Source organism: Stenotrophomonas sp. (assembly GCF_031995405.1).
GTDB lineage: Bacteria > Pseudomonadota > Gammaproteobacteria > Xanthomonadales > Xanthomonadaceae > Stenotrophomonas.
The window spans coordinates 9,998-24,755 of record NZ_DAMAGC010000022.1 but is presented as its reverse complement, the minus strand read 5'-3'; the positions used below and the strand labels follow the sequence as shown (position 1 = coordinate 24,755).

Annotated in this window: 16 protein-coding genes; 14 read left to right on the top strand and 2 right to left on the bottom strand. The window is 67.4% G+C overall.

Features of this window, described 5'->3' with window-relative positions; all coding sequences use genetic code 11:
- Positions 1-328: 328 nt before the first annotated feature.
- The 3 genes from RTO53_RS05930 to RTO53_RS05920 all read left to right on the top strand — a co-directional run bounded on the left by RTO53_RS05930 (position 329) and on the right by RTO53_RS05920 (position 5,147).
- Positions 329-1,756, top strand: a complete 1,428-nt coding sequence (locus tag RTO53_RS05930; RefSeq protein ID WP_312236937.1) for a DcaP family trimeric outer membrane transporter — start codon at positions 329-331, stop codon at positions 1,754-1,756.
- A 99-nt stretch (positions 1,757-1,855) separates the two neighbouring features.
- On the top strand, positions 1,856-3,505 hold the full coding sequence (locus RTO53_RS05925) for an MFS transporter (protein WP_312236936.1): 1,650 nt from the start codon (positions 1,856-1,858) through the stop codon (positions 3,503-3,505).
- 226 nt (positions 3,506-3,731) lie between these two features.
- Positions 3,732-5,147: a coniferyl aldehyde dehydrogenase gene (locus tag RTO53_RS05920; protein WP_312236935.1), complete on the top strand. Its 1,416-nt coding sequence runs from the start codon at positions 3,732-3,734 to the stop codon at positions 5,145-5,147.
- A gap of 165 nt (positions 5,148-5,312) precedes the next feature.
- Here RTO53_RS05920 and RTO53_RS05915 read toward each other — a convergent pair whose 3' ends face one another.
- A complete protein-coding gene (locus RTO53_RS05915; protein WP_312236934.1) occupies positions 5,313-5,648 on the bottom strand; it encodes a hypothetical protein in 336 nt (111 codons plus the stop codon).
- Positions 5,649-5,798: 150 nt separating this feature from the next.
- Here RTO53_RS05915 and xth point away from each other — a divergent pair, with 150 nt between their 5' ends.
- Entirely contained in the window at positions 5,799-6,566 is a 768-nt protein-coding gene (xth, locus tag RTO53_RS05910) for an exodeoxyribonuclease III (protein WP_312236933.1), read from the top strand.
- A gap of 79 nt (positions 6,567-6,645) precedes the next feature.
- On the opposite strand, the gene RTO53_RS05905 is transcribed toward xth, so the two are convergent.
- Positions 6,646-6,897, bottom strand: a complete 252-nt coding sequence (locus tag RTO53_RS05905; RefSeq protein ID WP_068854466.1) for a GlsB/YeaQ/YmgE family stress response membrane protein — start codon at positions 6,895-6,897, stop codon at positions 6,646-6,648.
- 90 nt (positions 6,898-6,987) lie between these two features.
- On the opposite strand from RTO53_RS05905, the gene RTO53_RS05900 reads away from it, so the two are divergent.
- From RTO53_RS05900 to RTO53_RS05855, 10 genes are all read left to right on the top strand, one after another.
- Positions 6,988-7,587 carry a 4'-phosphopantetheinyl transferase superfamily protein gene (locus RTO53_RS05900; protein ID WP_312236932.1) on the top strand — a complete coding sequence of 200 codons (600 nt, stop codon included), beginning with the start codon at positions 6,988-6,990 and terminating at the stop codon, positions 7,585-7,587.
- A gap of 241 nt (positions 7,588-7,828) precedes the next feature.
- Positions 7,829-8,467, top strand: a complete 639-nt coding sequence (gene rsmG, locus RTO53_RS05895; RefSeq protein ID WP_312236931.1) for a 16S rRNA (guanine(527)-N(7))-methyltransferase RsmG — start codon at positions 7,829-7,831, stop codon at positions 8,465-8,467.
- A gap of 210 nt (positions 8,468-8,677) precedes the next feature.
- Positions 8,678-9,475 carry a ParA family protein gene (locus RTO53_RS05890; RefSeq protein ID WP_259209386.1) on the top strand — a complete coding sequence of 266 codons (798 nt, stop codon included), beginning with the start codon at positions 8,678-8,680 and terminating at the stop codon, positions 9,473-9,475.
- Complete coding sequence (locus RTO53_RS05885; protein WP_312236930.1) at positions 9,475-10,398, top strand: ParB/RepB/Spo0J family partition protein; 924 nt, start codon at positions 9,475-9,477, stop codon at positions 10,396-10,398. Before RTO53_RS05890 ends, RTO53_RS05885 begins: the two co-directional genes overlap by 1 nt.
- 35 nt (positions 10,399-10,433) lie before the next feature.
- Entirely contained in the window at positions 10,434-10,742 is a 309-nt protein-coding gene (locus RTO53_RS05880) for a helix-hairpin-helix domain-containing protein (protein WP_312236929.1), read from the top strand.
- A gap of 41 nt (positions 10,743-10,783) precedes the next feature.
- Complete coding sequence (locus RTO53_RS05875) at positions 10,784-11,509, top strand: suppressor of fused domain protein (RefSeq protein WP_312236928.1); 726 nt, start codon at positions 10,784-10,786, stop codon at positions 11,507-11,509.
- A 51-nt stretch (positions 11,510-11,560) separates the two neighbouring features.
- On the top strand, positions 11,561-12,526 hold the full coding sequence (locus RTO53_RS05870) for an SDR family NAD(P)-dependent oxidoreductase (RefSeq protein WP_312236927.1): 966 nt from the start codon (positions 11,561-11,563) through the stop codon (positions 12,524-12,526).
- Between the two features lie 87 nt (positions 12,527-12,613).
- Complete coding sequence (locus RTO53_RS05865; protein ID WP_312236926.1) at positions 12,614-13,336, top strand: glycosyltransferase; 723 nt, start codon at positions 12,614-12,616, stop codon at positions 13,334-13,336.
- Positions 13,336-13,677 carry a lipid-A-disaccharide synthase N-terminal domain-containing protein gene (locus tag RTO53_RS05860; protein WP_312236925.1) on the top strand — a complete coding sequence of 114 codons (342 nt, stop codon included), beginning with the start codon at positions 13,336-13,338 and terminating at the stop codon, positions 13,675-13,677. Before RTO53_RS05865 ends, RTO53_RS05860 begins: the two co-directional genes overlap by 1 nt.
- Before the next feature lie 170 nt (positions 13,678-13,847).
- Positions 13,848-14,758 (top strand): DUF885 family protein (locus RTO53_RS05855; RefSeq protein WP_312236924.1); only part of this gene is annotated, 911 nt, incomplete at its 3' end.

Here is a 14,758-nt window from a genome sequence, read left to right as displayed (position 1 = left end):
ACCTTGGTCGAAGCCGGGAGGCGCCGGGCAGGGCGCGACGCTGCGCGTGCGGCAGGGCGGCCACGACCGACGGTCGGCGGGTTGGCGACGCCTTTGGGGCGGCGGTGCGGCGGTTTGGCCTCGTCTGCAGGAGAAAGCGTCCCGACCAACGGTCGGTACCTGCCCCGGTGCCGTTGGCACCTGCCGTTCGCCAGTGGGGCCCGGGTCGTGTTCGCCCGGTGGGCGAGTACGACTAATGGCCAATAGCCGCTGCGGGCAGCGCAGCCCCACTGTCGGCTGGACCGTGCCCAGCGCGGCGTTCGAATTGCCACCGGGGAGAGAGGGCAACATGAGCCACCGTTTACTGAAGACGACACGCCGGCCGTTGGCGGCCGCCCTGTTCGTTGCATTGATCGCGCCAGGCATGGCGTTCGCTGAAACCGCCAAAGAGAGGGCACTGGAAACCCGCGTCGCCGAACTGGAACGCCAGGTGCAGCTGTTGCTGTCGGCCAGCCAGCAGCAACAGAGCCAGATCAGCCAGACCCAGACCGAGGTCACCGCGGTGAAGACCGTGCAGGCCCAGCAGCCGCTGGCCGCGCAGGTGCCCGCGGGCAAGCAGCCGATCCAGGTCACCACCATCACCCCGGGCGCGGCGCCGGGCACCACGGTCAAGATCGGTGGCTTCATCAAGGCCGAATTCCTCGACACCCAGACCAGCGACGGCCAGCTGGCCGACGATGCCACCGGACGCGCGCTGTACCTGCCCGGGCAGACCCCGGTCGCCGGTGCCGGCGGCAGCGGCAAGCGCTCGGACGTGGACTACAACGCCCACGCCAAGTTCTCGCGCTTCAACCTGGGCATCGACAACGTCAGCGACGCCGGCAACAAGGCCGGTGCGTTCTTCGAGATGGACTTCTTCGGCAACTCGCTGGGCAACCAGACGGCCACCAACACCTACGGCGTCACCCTGCGGCATGCCTACATGTACTGGAACAACTGGCTCGCCGGCCAGACCTGGTCCAACTTCATGGATGCCGCCTCGCTACCGGAAGCGGTTGATTTCGTCGGTCCCACCGATGGCGTGCTGTTCGTGCGCCAGGCACAGATCCGCTACACCCAGGGCGGCTTCAGCGTCGCGCTGGAAAATCCGGAAACCACCGTCCTCACCGGCACCCGCAACCCGCTTACCGGCGCGTGGACCAACGCGGCCAGCAACTCCGATCGCGGCGCCCTGCCGGATCTGACCCTGCGTTACGGCTGGAAGGGTGACTGGGGCACCTTCGGCGTGGGTGCGATCGTGCGCCAGCTCAAGGTGGACAACCAGGCCACCAATGCCGATGCGGACAAGATCGGCGGCGGCCTCACCCTGGGCGGCAAGTGGGTGATGGGCAGCACCGACACCCTGCATTACCAGATCAGTGGCGGCGAAGGCATCGCCCGCTACGTCGGCCTGGGCGTGACCGCCGATACCGCCTACGACGTCGCCCGCGACGAACTCAATCCGACCGGCGTGCTGGCCGGCTATGTCGGCTGGCGCCACGCCTTCAGCCCGAAGCTGCGCACCAACCTGATCTACGCGCGCAGCGACTACGACAACGATGGCAGCCTCGGCCCGCTGGTCACCAAGAGCGTGCAGAGCATCCGCGGCAACATCTTCTACACGCCGATGCCCAAGGTCGATATCGGCGCCGAGTACATGTACGGCGTGCGCGAGATCGAGGACGGCCGCAAGGGCGACATCAACCGCCTGCAGTTCACCACCAAATACAGTTTTTGAATGCGTGCCGACCCACGGTCGGCACTACAGAACTAGAAACCACCTGACCAACACTGCGATTGCCGACCGATGGTCGGCACTACCGAGGGGAAGCTTCCCATGTCAACAACACCCGCACCTGCCACCCTTACCCAGGGACACAAGAAGGTCATCTTCGCGTCCAGCCTGGGCACCGTCTTCGAGTGGTACGACTTCTTCCTGTACGGCTCGCTCGCGGCGATCATCGCCAAGCAGTTCTTCAGTGGCGTCAACGAAACCACGGGCATGATCTTCGCCCTGCTGGCCTTCGCCGCCGGCTTCTTCGTGCGTCCGTTCGGCGCGGCGTTCTTCGGCAGCCTCGGCGACCGCATCGGCCGCAAGTACACCTTCCTGGTCACCATCCTGATCATGGGCATCTCGACCTTCCTGGTCGGCGTGCTGCCCAACTACGCGTCGATCGGGTTTGCCGCGCCGGTCATCCTGATCATCCTGCGCCTGGCCCAGGGCCTGGCGATGGGCGGTGAGTACGGCGGCGCGGCCACCTATGTCGCCGAGCATGCGCCGGCCGACAAGCGTGGCCTGTACACCAGTTTCATCCAGTGCACCGCCACGCTCGGGCTGTTCATGTCGCTGCTGATCATCCTGGCCTGCCGCTACTTCCTCGGCAACGAGGCGTTCGAAGCGTGGGGCTGGCGCATTCCGTTCCTGGTCTCCATCGTGCTGCTCGGCGTGTCGGTGTGGATCCGCCTGCAGCTGAGCGAATCGCCGCTGTTCCAGCAGATGAAGGCCGAAGGCAAGGGCTCCAAGACCCCGTTCCGTGACAGCCTCAAGGACGGCAACCTCAAGCTGATGCTGCTGGTGCTGCTGGGTGCCGCCGCCGGTCAGGCCGTGGTCTGGTACGGCGGTCAGTTCTACGCGCTGTTCTTCCTGAGCAGCATGCTCAAGGTCGATGCCACCACCTCCTACCTGCTGATCGCCGGCGCGCTCGCGTTGGGCGTGCCGTTCTTCATCTTCTTCGGCTGGCTGTCCGATCGCATCGGCCGCAAGAAGATCATCCTGGCCGGCTGCCTGCTGGCCGCCGTCACCTACATCCCGATCTTCAAGGGCCTGACCCACTTCGCCAACCCGGCCATCGAAGAAGCGCGCACCAATTCGCCGGCCCTGGTCGTGGCCGATCCGAACACCTGCTCGTTCCAGTTCGATCCGGTCGGCATGCGCAAGTTCACCAGCTCCTGCGACGTGGCCACCGCGGCACTGACCAAGGCCGGCGTGCCGTATGAGGTCAAGCCGGCTGCCGCCGGTACCCTGGCGATCGTCAACGTGGGCAGCGCCAGCGTCGCCTCGTACGAATCGGCCGGGCTGACCAAGGAAGACGGCAAGTCCAAGGCCGATGCGTTCGGTGCCGAGTTGAAGACCGCGCTGACCACCGCCGGGTATCCGGCCAAGGCCGACAACGCGCGCATCAACATCCCCGGCACGATCTTCATGCTGTGGCTGCTGGTGCTGTACGTCACCATGGTCTACGGCCCGATCGCCGCCTACCTGGTCGAGCTGTTCCCGACCCGCATCCGCTACACCTCGATGTCGCTGCCGTACCACATCGGCAACGGCTGGTTCGGTGGCTTCCTGCCGGCGATCTCCTTCGCGCTGGTGGCCGGCACCGGCAACCTCTACTACGGCCTGTGGTACCCGATCATCATCGCCCTGATGACGGTCGTGGTCGGTGGCTTGTTCCTGCGCGAAACGCGTGGGGTGGACATCACCAAATAACGGTGCGCCACACAAAATGAAAAAGGGGCCGCGATGCAGATCGCGGCCCTTTTCGTTCCCGGTAGTGCCGGCCGCTGGCCGGCAGCCAGGCACACCCGTCCAAAGGCGACCACCGCCGGCCGCTGGCCGGCTTTCCATGAGCTTCGGAGGCGCATGCGAGGTTGCCGGCCAGCGGCCGGCACTACCAATGACACGCGCTCACGCAGCCTCTCGCTATAGTCGCCGCATGAGCGATGCCCACACCGATCCCACCGCACTGCCGGCGATCCTGCAGACCCTGCGCAGTGCCTGGCAGGCCAACCGCCCTTCGCTGGACCAGCGCCGCGACGACCTGCAGCGCCTGCGTGCCGCATTGAAGGCGCAACTGCCGCAGATGGCGCAGGCCATCTCCGCCGACTTCGGCCACCGCTCCCCCCACGAATCCATGATCGCCGACGGCATGACGGTGCTCGGCGAGATCGACCACCTGCTCAAGCACCTGCGCCGCTGGGCACGTCCGCGCCGGGTCGCGGTAGGCGTGCGTTTCTGGCCGGCCCGGGCGCAGACCCGCGCGGTGCCGCTGGGCGTGGTCGGGGTGATTTCGCCCTGGAACTACCCGGTCAACCTGGCGCTGATTCCGCTGGCCACGGCAATCGCCGCGGGCAACCACGTCATCCTCAAGCCGTCCGAACACACCCCGCGCACCAGCGCCTTCCTGCAGGCACTGCTGGCGGGGGTATTCCCGGCCGATCGCGTGGCGGTGGTGCAGGGCGACGGCGCGCTGGCCAGTGCGTTGGCCGGTTCCCGCCTGGACCACCTGGTGTTTACCGGTTCCACCGCCATCGGGCGCAAGGTCATGGCCGCCGCGGCCCAGCACCTCACCCCGCTGACGCTCGAGCTGGGCGGCAAGTCACCGGCCATCGTCTGCAGCGACTACCCGCTGGACAAGGCCGCCGCGCGCCTGGCCACCGGCAAGTGGTTCAACGCCGGCCAGACCTGCATCGCACCGGATTACGTGCTCATCGATGGTGCCCGCCAGCGCGAGCTGGTGCAGCAACTGCAGACCCAGGTGCGCGCGCGTTACGGCGATTTCAGTGATGCGTCGGACTACACCCGCATCATCCACGAAGGCCAGTACCAGCGGCTGCGCGGGTATCTGGACCAGGCCCGCGAACGCGGCGTGCCGGTGATCGAACTGGCCACCGTCGATCCCGAGCGTGCCGCACGCGAGCGCCTGATCGTGCCGACCATCGTGCTCGATCCGCCCGCCGACCTGGACCTGATGCAGGAAGAAATCTTCGGCCCGATCCTGCCGGTTTGCGCCTATCCGGACCTGGACGCGGCACTGGCCGAGGTGCAGGGCCGCGACCGGCCGCTCGCGCTGTATGTCTTCAGCCAGCAGCGCGCCACCGTCGAGCGCGTGCTCGGCCAGGTGGTCGCCGGTGGCATCACCGTCAACGACACCCTGCTGCATTTCGCCATCAACGACCTGCCGTTCGGCGGGGTGGGGCCGAGCGGCATGGGCGCCTACCACGGCCGTGCCGGCTTCGACGGACTCAGCAAACAGCTGCCGATCCTGTGGCAGTCGCGCTGGGCCGCCAGCGACCTGCTCAAGCCGCCGTATTCGAAGATCGCCGGGATGTTGAAGGCACTGGCGCGCTAACGGCAGCCAACCCCAAGGGTAGAGCCGAGCCATGCTCGGCTGCTCCTGGCACCGCTCGTGACCCCGAACACTGCACAGAATGCGCCAAGGGTCCGCCCCGTTCGCCTCACGCGTCCGTGCAGCCACCTCCGGGCCCGCCCGAATCAGGCCGGGTGAAAGGAGCGATCAGGATCCAGCCTGCGAGCGCCGGCCCTCGTGGAACCACGCATGGGCAGCAGCCTCCAGGTCGCCTTCCGCTGCGACCACCGAACCATCTTCGTCCAACAGGGTGTAGTGGCGCTGGTCACCGCCCAGCGCAGCGCTGCCATCCAACCCGAGCAGCAGGGTGTACATGGCATCGGTGGCAAACACGTCGAGCACCTCCCGCAACTGCTGTGCCTGCGTGGGTGACAGTGCCATCGCGGTGATCCGCGCGGCCAATTCCGTCCCCGGGGTCCAGGCGGCCGCCAACAGCTGTTCTTTCTCGGCGTACCACTTGGCGACGAAGGCATCTGCGTCCATGGGGGTTCCGTGCGATCGGGGCGGCACAGGGTAACGTGTGGAGAAAGGCGGGCGCATGCGCTCGATGCCCGGGTCGCACATGGCTGCCGGCCAGCGGCCGGCACTACCCCACCGACCACCGGTCGGTGGCTACCCGGTAGAATGGCGCCCATGAAAATCGCCTCTTGGAACGTCAATTCGCTCAACGTGCGCCTGCCGCACCTGGAACAGTGGCTTAGCGCGTTCGCACCGGACGTGGTCGGCATCCAGGAAACCAAGATGGAGGACCACAAGTTCCCCGACGCGGTGCTGGCCGGGCTGGGCTACCGCAGCGTGTTTGCCGGGCAGAAGACCTACAACGGCGTCGCGCTGCTCTCGCGCGAACCGGCGCAGGACGTGCAGATCGGCATTCCCGGCTTCGAGGACGAGCAGAAGCGCGCCATCGCCGGCACCGTCAACGGCGTGCGCATCATCAACCTGTACGTGGTCAACGGCCAGGACGTGGGCACCGACAAGTACGCCTACAAGCTGCGCTGGCTGGAAGCCGTGCATGCCTGGGTGGCTGCCGAACTGCAGACGTACCCCGAGCTGGTGGTGATGGGCGATTTCAACATCGCCCCGGACGCCCGAGACGTGAACGACCCGCTGGTGTGGAACGAAAACCATATCCTCACTTCCACCGCCGAGCGCGGCGCACTCAACAAGCTGCTGCAGCTCGGCCTGCACGATGCGTTCCGCCTGCACAGCGCGGAAGAAGGCATTTTCAGCTGGTGGGATTACCGCGCCGCCGGTTTCCGCCGCAATCTGGGCCTGCGCATCGACCTGACCCTGGTCTCCGATGCGCTCAGGGCGCGCGCCGTTGCCTCGGGCATCGACCGTGAGCCGCGCACTTGGGACAGGCCCAGCGACCACGCCCCGGCGTGGGTGCAGTTGGGGTAGTGCCGGCCGCTGGCCAGCGCACACACAACAAGGCCCGGCAGTGCCGGGCCTTGTCGATCAAGCGGTGCAGGTACGTCGGTTACCGGACGCTTCGACGCGTAAACAGATTCACGATCGCGAGCAGGATCACCGCGCCGATCAACGAGAACAGGAATGTACGGATCGTGATCGCTTCGTTGATGCCACCGCCGAACAGGAAACCGGCGATCAGTGCGCCGACGATGCCGACCACGATGTTGAGGATGATGCCCTGCTGTGCGTCGCGGCGCATGATGATGCTGGCAAGCCAGCCCACGATGCCACCAACGATCAACCAGATGATGATGCCCATAGCGTTGACTCCAAGTGTGCGGATGCGACCGGGCCAGTTGACGGCAAGCCCCGTGAAATCACCGTGCAGCCGTCCTCACCGGGTGCACGCATGAGCACGCCGGCCCTTGCCGGCGGCCCCTGGCGGTTCGGCCCCGTGACCGTCTGGTGCCTGCCGCACGTCAACGGCACGCGCGGCGAGCCGCAAGCCCGGGTGCTGCTGGGCGACCAGCTCGGCGCCGATCCGCAGACCCTGCCGCTGCAGCGCGATCCGCGTGGCCGCCCGGAGCTGCACGACACGTTCTCGCATCTGGGCACCGGCTGGAGCCACAGCCATGGCCTGCTGCTGGTGGCGCTGGGCGAGGGCGTCCGCCTGGGCGTGGACCTGGAACCGCTGCGACCGCGGCCGCGCATGCGCGAGATCATCGAACGCTTCTTCCACCCGGCCGAAATCGACTGGCTGCTCGGCCTGGACGAACCCGCCCGCAACCCGTGGTTCTTCCGCGTGTGGTGCGCCAAGGAGGCCATCCTCAAGGCGCAGGGGCAGGGCATCTCCTTCGGCCTGCACCGCCTGCAGCTGGCGCCCACGCCCGACGGCGCCCTGCACCTGGCCTGGTGCGACCCCGAGCTCGGCGACGCCGCCCGCTGGCACCTGCACGAATGGCAGGCGGCGGCCGACTTCCGCGCCGCGTTGGCCTGGCACGCGGTGTGAGTTAAGCGGCATGCCGGGGCGTTGATCATTGCCGCGCTGCGCGCGGGCAGGCGAGCGGGCAGCCGAGCATGGCTCGGCTCTACCTGTGGGCAGGCGCGCGTGCAGCCGAGCATGGCTCGGCTCTACCTGTGGGCAGGCGAGCAGGGCGCGGCCACCTGCGCCCGACCCACACCCGGCCTCTTTGGCGAATCGGTGTGCGGCGCTTGCCCTTGCCCCGCTTTCGACCTGCGATAATCGCCGCATGACCGAACACAAACTCCCGGCCGGCGTGGCCGAAGCGCTCGAGCGTGGCCTGGCCGCGATGGACCTGGACGCCGCCCTGGCGCCGCCACTGCTCACCTACCTCACCCTGCTCGACCGCTGGAACCGCACCTACAACCTCACCGCCATCCGCGACCCGCTGGAGATGGTCACCCGCCACCTGCTCGACTCGCTGGCCATGCAGCCCTACCTGGAGGCCGGCACCCTGGCCGACCTCGGTACCGGCCCGGGCCTGCCCGGCATCCCGCTGGCCATCGCCCGCCCGCAGCTGCAGGTCACCCTGGTCGAAAGCAACGGCAAGAAAGCCCGCTTCATGCGTGAAGCCGTGCGCCAGCTCGGCCTGGGCAACGCCCGCGTGGCCGAATCGCGCGCCGAAGCGCTGGCCGAGCCGGGCGCCTATGACCACCTCACCGCGCGCGCCATGGACACCCTGGCCGGCATCATCGAGGTCGGCGGCCATCTGCTGCGCCCCGGCGGCCGCCTGCTGGCCATGAAGGGCGTCTACCCGCACGAGGAAATCGCCCAGCTGCCGGCCGGCTGGCAGGTCGAGCAGGTGCTGCCGCTGCACGTCCCCGGCCTGACCGGTGAGCGCCATCTGGTCGTGGTGGCCGGTCCCTGAGCACATCCGGGTGCGCCTGTCTTCGCGACCGGCGCCCGTTCCCATGGGGGCCTCAGCGCCCGCCGTTGCTGCCGTTGCGGTGTCCACCGGGCGCATCCGGGGCCGCCATGCGATGTTGCGGGCGCCCATCGGCGCGCATCTCACAGTGCATGACACGCCCCATATACGCATAATGACCAGTCCCACTCCCTGCCGATGAGGCTCACCCGCATGGCCCGCATCATCGCCATCGCCAACCAGAAAGGTGGCGTCGGCAAGACCACGACCGCCGTCAATCTGGCCGCCTCCCTGGCTGCTGCACCCAAGCGCGTGCTCCTTGTCGACCTCGATTCGCAGGGCAACGCGACCATGGGCAGTGGCGTGGACAAGCGTGAAGTGGCCGCCTCCACCTGCGACCTGCTGCTTGGCGAAGCCACCGCGGTGGAAGTCCGGGTCACCACCCCGGAGGGTTTCGACCTGCTGCCGGGCAACATCGACCTGACCGCCGCCGAGATCCAGCTGATGGACCAGGGCGAACGGGAGCAGCGCCTCAAGCGCGCCCTGGCCCCGGTCCGCGACGAATACGACTTCATCCTGATCGACTGCCCGCCGGCGCTGTCGCTGCTGACCCTCAATGCGTTGGCCGCCGCCGATTCGGTGATCGTGCCGATGCAGTGCGAGTACTACGCGCTGGAAGGCCTGAGCGCGCTGGTGGAAACCATCGAAGCGCTGCGCGCCAACCTCAATCCCAGCCTGGAGATCGAGGGCGTGCTGCGCACCATGTTCGATGTGCGCAACAACCTGGCCAATGCGGTGTCGGCCGAACTGACCGATCACTTCGGCGACCGCGTGTTCCGCACCATCGTGCCGCGCAACGTCCGCCTGGCCGAAGCGCCCAGCCATGGGCAGAGCATCGTCGGTTACGACCGCGCCTCGCGCGGTGGCGTCGCCTACCTCGGCCTGGCCGGGGAAATCATCCGCCGCCACCAACAACGCAATAAGGCCGACAAGGCCCTGGAGACCGCCTGATGAGCACCAAGCCCGCCCTCGGCAAGAAACGCGGCCTCGGCCGCGGCCTCGATGCGCTGCTGGGGCCCAAGGGCGCGGTGACTCAGGTGCAGGCTGCCGCGGTGATCGAACCGCTGCCCGGTGAAGTGCTGCGCAAGCTGCCGGTCGGCCAGCTGCAGCCGGGCAAGTACCAGCCGCGCCGCGACATGGATGAAACCAAGCTCGCCGAGCTGGCCGAATCGATCAAGGCGCAGGGCGTGATCCAGCCGATCCTGGTCCGCCAGCTCGGTCCGGACAGCTTCGAGATCGTGGCCGGTGAACGTCGCTGGCGCGCCTCGCAGCTGGCCGGCCTGGACGACGTGCCGGTGGTGGTGCGCGAGTTGGAAGACCGCACCGTCATCGCGATGGCGCTGATCGAGAACATCCAGCGCGAAGACCTCAACCCGCTCGAAGAAGCCGAGGCGCTGCAGCGCCTGATCAGCGAATTCGCGCTCACCCACGCCGAGGCCGCCCAGGCCGTCGGCCGCTCGCGCGCGGCGGTGTCCAACCTGCTGCGCCTGCTCGAGCTGCCGATCGCCATCCGCCTGCTGCTGGAAACCCGCCGGCTGGAAATGGGCCATGCCCGCGCGCTGCTGACGCTGGCGCCGGAACTGGCCAGCAAGCTGGCCCAGGAAGCGGCCGACCAGGGCTGGTCGGTGCGCGAAGTGGAACACCGCGCGCAGCAGTTCGCCGCCGGCAAGGTGCCGGGCGCACTGCGCAAAAAGCCGACCGCCAGTGCCCCGCAGGCCGACATCGCCTCGCTGGAGACCGAACTGTCCGAATCGCTGGGCGCGCGCGTGGCCATCAACCACGGCCGCGGCGGCAAGGGCAAGCTGATCATCCATTACACCGACCTGGACACGCTGGACGGCGTGCTCGAACGACTCCGCGTACAGAAGGGCTGAGTCCCCCGCCTGCGCAAGAGGATCACCCCACCGTAATGAACCCCACCAAGGTCGACCGCAATCATCTGTTGCGTCTGACCGACCTGCCGAATGTCGGGCCGGCCTGTGAGAAAGATCTGCGTCTGATCGGCATCCGCGTGCCCGCGCACCTGCGCGGCCGCGATGCCTATGACATGTACGCGCAACTGTGCCTGCGCACCGGCGTGGTGCACGATCCCTGCGTGATCGACGTGTTCCTGTCGATCCTGCGCTTCATGCAGGGCGAGGCACCGCGCCCCTGGTGGGATTTCAGCAAGGAACGCAAGGCCACGCTGGCCAAGGACGCCCCGCTCACCTTGTGGTGAGCCAGCGCCTGGGCCACGGTGGTCATCACCCGGAGCCACTGATGAGCAATGAACACGACGAACTGAGCCCGGGCGGCAGCCCGATCCTGCTGCACACGCAGGAGAAGGATTTCGCGCCGGCCCACGGCGAGGAATGCATCGCGCAGATCAGCGCGCATATCGAGCAGCACCTGGGGCCGATCTCGGGGGTCTTCCACGAGATCATTTCCGATGCGGTGCACATCGACGTGCATGTGGTCCCGCCCACCGACGCGTTCCCGTACCTGCGCCTGGTCACCTCGGGCATGAGCGACCTGCCGATGACCCTGCCCGAGGGCGTGGAGGCACCGCAGCACATGGAGTTGATGGTCACCCTGCCAGCCGACTGGCCGATCCAGCACGCCGATTTCGAGGACGAGCGCCATTACTGGCCGATCCGCCTGCTCAAGGGCCTGGCGCGGTTGCCGCACAAGTTCGATACCTGGCTGGGCTTTGGCCACACCGTGCCCAATGGCCACCCGGCCGAACCGTATGCGCCGGGCGTGGGCTTCGACGGCGTGATCGTGCTGCCGCCGGTGAGCGCGCCGGAAGACTTCGGCCACCTGGTGATCGATGCACGCAAGACCATCGTGTTCATGACCCTGGTGCCGTTGTATCCGGAAGAGATGGCGCTGAAGTTGAAGAAGGGCAGCGATGCACTGCTGGACCGCTTCGACGCCAAGGGCATCAAGGATCTCATCGACCCGGCCCGCGTCAACGTGGCCAGGAAGCGCTTCGGGCTGTTCTGAGCCCGACGCATCGGCGATATCCTGTCCACTGCAATTTCCAGGACCCTTGTCATGACCGTTCTCGTCACCGGCGCTGCCGGCTTCATCGGCGCCAACACCGTCCGTGCCCTGTTGGATGCCGGTGAAACGGTGGTCGGGCTGGACAACTACAACGACTACTACGACCCGCAGATCAAGCGCGATCGCGTGGCCGCGCTGTGCCCGGATGCCGATATCCGCGTCCTCGACCTCACCGACCGCGAAGGCCTGGCCGCGCTGTTCGATGAGGTCAAACCGACCCGGGTGATCCACCTGGCCGCGCAGGCCGGCGTGCGCTACTCGCTGGAAAATCCGCACGCCTACGTGGACAGCAACCTGGTCGGCTTCGTCAACATGCTCGAGCTGTGCCGGCATCGCGGTGTGGCGCACCTGGTGTATGCCTCCAGCAGTTCGGTCTACGGCGATTCGGCCACGCCGCCGTTCTCCGAAGACCAGCGCATCGACAAGCCGCGTTCGCTGTATGCCGCGACCAAGGCTGCCAACGAACTGATGGCCTATACCTACGCCCAGTTGTACGGCCTGCATGCCACCGGCCTGCGTTTCTTCACCGTGTACGGTCCCTGGGGGCGCCCGGACATGGCACCGCTGCTGTTTTCGCGCGCGGTGTTGGCCGGACGACCGATCGAAGTGTTCAACGACGGAAAAATGCAGCGCGATTTCACACATGTTTCCGACATCGTGGCCGGTATCCTCGGCGCGCTGGCGCATCCGTCCGGCGAGGACGTGCCGCACCGTGTGTTCAACCTGGGCAACCACACGCCGATCGAGCTGGAGCACTTCATCGGGATCATCGAGGCGGCCGCAGCGCGCCCGGCGCACAAGGTCTACAAGCCGATGCAGCCCGGCGACATGGTCCGCACCATGGCCGACACCCGCCGCGCCCATGACGCATTCGGCTATGAACCGGCGACGCCGATCGAGCAGGGCCTGCCGCCCGTGGTGGCCTGGTGCCGCGACTATTTCGGCGCTCACGCCTGACACACATCCGCCAATTCATCTTCGGATAACCTCGGGTGCGGAAAATGCGCGCTCTTTTTCGATCCTGGCCATTCGCAGAGCCCGACCATGAGCCAACCCCAGTTGTCGGTCGTCGTCCCGGTCTTCAATGAACGCGACAACGTCACACCCCTGATCGGAGAGATCACCGCCGCCCTGCGCGGCCAGATCGACTTCGAGATCGTCTACATCGACGATCACTCGCGCGATGACACCCTGGCCGTGCTGCAGGGGCTCAAGGCCACCACCCCGGAGCTGCGGGTGCTGCACCATGTCAGCCAGAGCGGGCAGAGCACCGCCGTGCGCACCGGGGTGAACCATGCGCGCGCGCCGTGGATCGCCACCCTGGATGGCGATGGGCAGAACGACCCGGCCGACATCCCCAGGCTGCTGGCCGCACGTGCGGCCGCTGCAGCGGAGGTCAAGCTGTTCGCCGGCTGGCGGGTCAACCGCCAGGACTCGGGCAGCAAGCGCTGGGCCAGCAAGTGGGCCAACGCGATCCGCGCGCGCATGCTGCGCGATGACACCCCCGACACCGGCTGCGGCATCAAGCTGTTCGAACGCGCCGCGTTCCTGGACCTGCCGTACTTCGACCACATGCACCGCTACCTGCCCGCGTTGATGCAGCGTGCCGGCTGGAAGACCGTCAGCGTGCCGGTCAACCACCGCCACCGCACCGCCGGGGTGTCCAAGTACAACAACCTCGGCCGGGCGCTGGTCGGCATCCGCGACCTGCGCGGGGTGGCTTGGCTGATCACGCGCAGCAAGCGCACCGCCGTGGAAGAACGCTGATGGAGCTGCACTGGCTCGACCAACCGTTGACCTGGCTGTACTGGACCGGCCTGCACGTGACCGGCTGGAAGCTGATCGGCTATACCGGCGCGCTGATGTTCGGCGGCCGCTGGCTGGTGCAATTCGTGGCCTCCAAACGCGCCGGCAAGCCGGTGATCCCGCGCCTGTTCTGGTACATGAGCGTGGTCGGCAGCCTGATGACCCTCAGCTACTTCGTGTTCTCGGCCAAGCAGGATTCGGTGGGCGTACTGCAGAACCTGTTCCCGGCGTTCACCGCGCTGTACAGCCTGAAGCTGGATATCCAGCACCGCGGGTGGAAGCGGGACAAGGCATCGCATTAGGCAGGGGCATCCACGCATGGCGTGGATCTACGCGCGCCTGCGGCGCTTGGGTCCCGGCCTCTGGCCGGTCCCCGATCCTGCCCGCGTGGCGGGCAGGACCTTTGAACCATGCGCAGGGCCTGCGCCGGGTGCCATGATCGGGGTTTGCCGTCCCCCGGGAACCCCTGATCGTGAAATCACCGCTCGTCACCGCGTTGCTGCTCGCCCTGGCCCTTCCTGCCGGCGCCGCCCTGGCTGCTGCCCCCGCCGCACCGACCGCCGCACCGGCCAGCCTGGCCGCTGAAAGCCCCGCCAATGCGCAGTTCCGCGCCATCTATGAGAAGGAATGGACGTGGCGCCAGGATGGCGGTGGCGAGGCCAGCGAGGATGAAGACGGCCCGGCCAACGCCACCCGCATGCCCGACGTGGGCGCGGCTGCCCAGCAGGCGCGGTTGAAGGTCTGGGACGACGTGCTGGCCCAGCTGGACAAGGTCGACCGCACGGCGCTGTCGGCGGACAACCAGATCAACTACGCCATCTACCGCGACCAGGTGTTCAACCTGGCCGCCGAGGTGCGTTTGGGTGGCTATGAAATGCCGTTCAACGCCGACTCCTCGTTCTGGTCGAGCCTGTCGTTCATGGCCCGCCGCGAGATGAAGACCGCGCAGGATTACCGCAACTACATCGCGCGCCTCAACGATGTGCCGCGCTACTTCGACCAGCAGACCGAGAACATGCGCGCCGGACTCAAGCGCGGTTTCAGCGTGCCGCGCGCGGTGCTGGACGGCCGCGAGGTCTCCATCGCCACCGTGTCCGAACTCAAGGACCCGACCGCCTCACCGCTGTATGCCCCGTTCAAGAAGCTGCCGGCCAGCATTCCCGCCGCCGAGCAGGCGCAGCTGCAGGCACAGGCGCGCCAGGCCATCAGCGGCAGCGTGGTGCCGGCGTTCGGCAAGCTGCGCACCTTCTTCGTCAGCGAGTACGTGCCGCAGGCGCGCACCACGCTGGCCGCCGAGGCCATGCCCGGTGGCGAGGCGTACTACAAGCAGCAGATCCACCAATACACCACGCTGGACCTCACCCCGCAGCAGATCCACGAGAT

What these genes read in the sequence shown, in the direction of transcription:
- RTO53_RS05930 (WP_312236937.1), top strand. Translation starts at nt 329, where the DNA reads ATGAGCCACCGTTTACTGAAGACGACACGCCGGCCGTTGGCGGCCGCC.
- RTO53_RS05925 (WP_312236936.1), top strand. Translation starts at nt 1,856, where the DNA reads ATGTCAACAACACCCGCACCTGCCACCCTTACCCAGGGACACAAGAAG.
- RTO53_RS05920 (WP_312236935.1), top strand. Translation starts at nt 3,732, where the DNA reads ATGAGCGATGCCCACACCGATCCCACCGCACTGCCGGCGATCCTGCAG.
- RTO53_RS05915 (WP_312236934.1), bottom strand. Translation starts at nt 5,648, where the DNA reads ATGGACGCAGATGCCTTCGTCGCCAAGTGGTACGCCGAGAAAGAACAG.
- xth (WP_312236933.1), top strand. Translation starts at nt 5,799, where the DNA reads ATGAAAATCGCCTCTTGGAACGTCAATTCGCTCAACGTGCGCCTGCCG.
- RTO53_RS05905 (WP_068854466.1), bottom strand. Translation starts at nt 6,897, where the DNA reads ATGGGCATCATCATCTGGTTGATCGTTGGTGGCATCGTGGGCTGGCTT.
- RTO53_RS05900 (WP_312236932.1), top strand. Translation starts at nt 6,988, where the DNA reads ATGAGCACGCCGGCCCTTGCCGGCGGCCCCTGGCGGTTCGGCCCCGTG.
- rsmG (WP_312236931.1), top strand. Translation starts at nt 7,829, where the DNA reads ATGACCGAACACAAACTCCCGGCCGGCGTGGCCGAAGCGCTCGAGCGT.
- RTO53_RS05890 (WP_259209386.1), top strand. Translation starts at nt 8,678, where the DNA reads ATGGCCCGCATCATCGCCATCGCCAACCAGAAAGGTGGCGTCGGCAAG.
- RTO53_RS05885 (WP_312236930.1), top strand. Translation starts at nt 9,475, where the DNA reads ATGAGCACCAAGCCCGCCCTCGGCAAGAAACGCGGCCTCGGCCGCGGC.
- RTO53_RS05880 (WP_312236929.1), top strand. Translation starts at nt 10,434, where the DNA reads ATGAACCCCACCAAGGTCGACCGCAATCATCTGTTGCGTCTGACCGAC.
- RTO53_RS05875 (WP_312236928.1), top strand. Translation starts at nt 10,784, where the DNA reads ATGAGCAATGAACACGACGAACTGAGCCCGGGCGGCAGCCCGATCCTG.
- RTO53_RS05870 (WP_312236927.1), top strand. Translation starts at nt 11,561, where the DNA reads ATGACCGTTCTCGTCACCGGCGCTGCCGGCTTCATCGGCGCCAACACC.
- RTO53_RS05865 (WP_312236926.1), top strand. Translation starts at nt 12,614, where the DNA reads ATGAGCCAACCCCAGTTGTCGGTCGTCGTCCCGGTCTTCAATGAACGC.
- RTO53_RS05860 (WP_312236925.1), top strand. Translation starts at nt 13,336, where the DNA reads ATGGAGCTGCACTGGCTCGACCAACCGTTGACCTGGCTGTACTGGACC.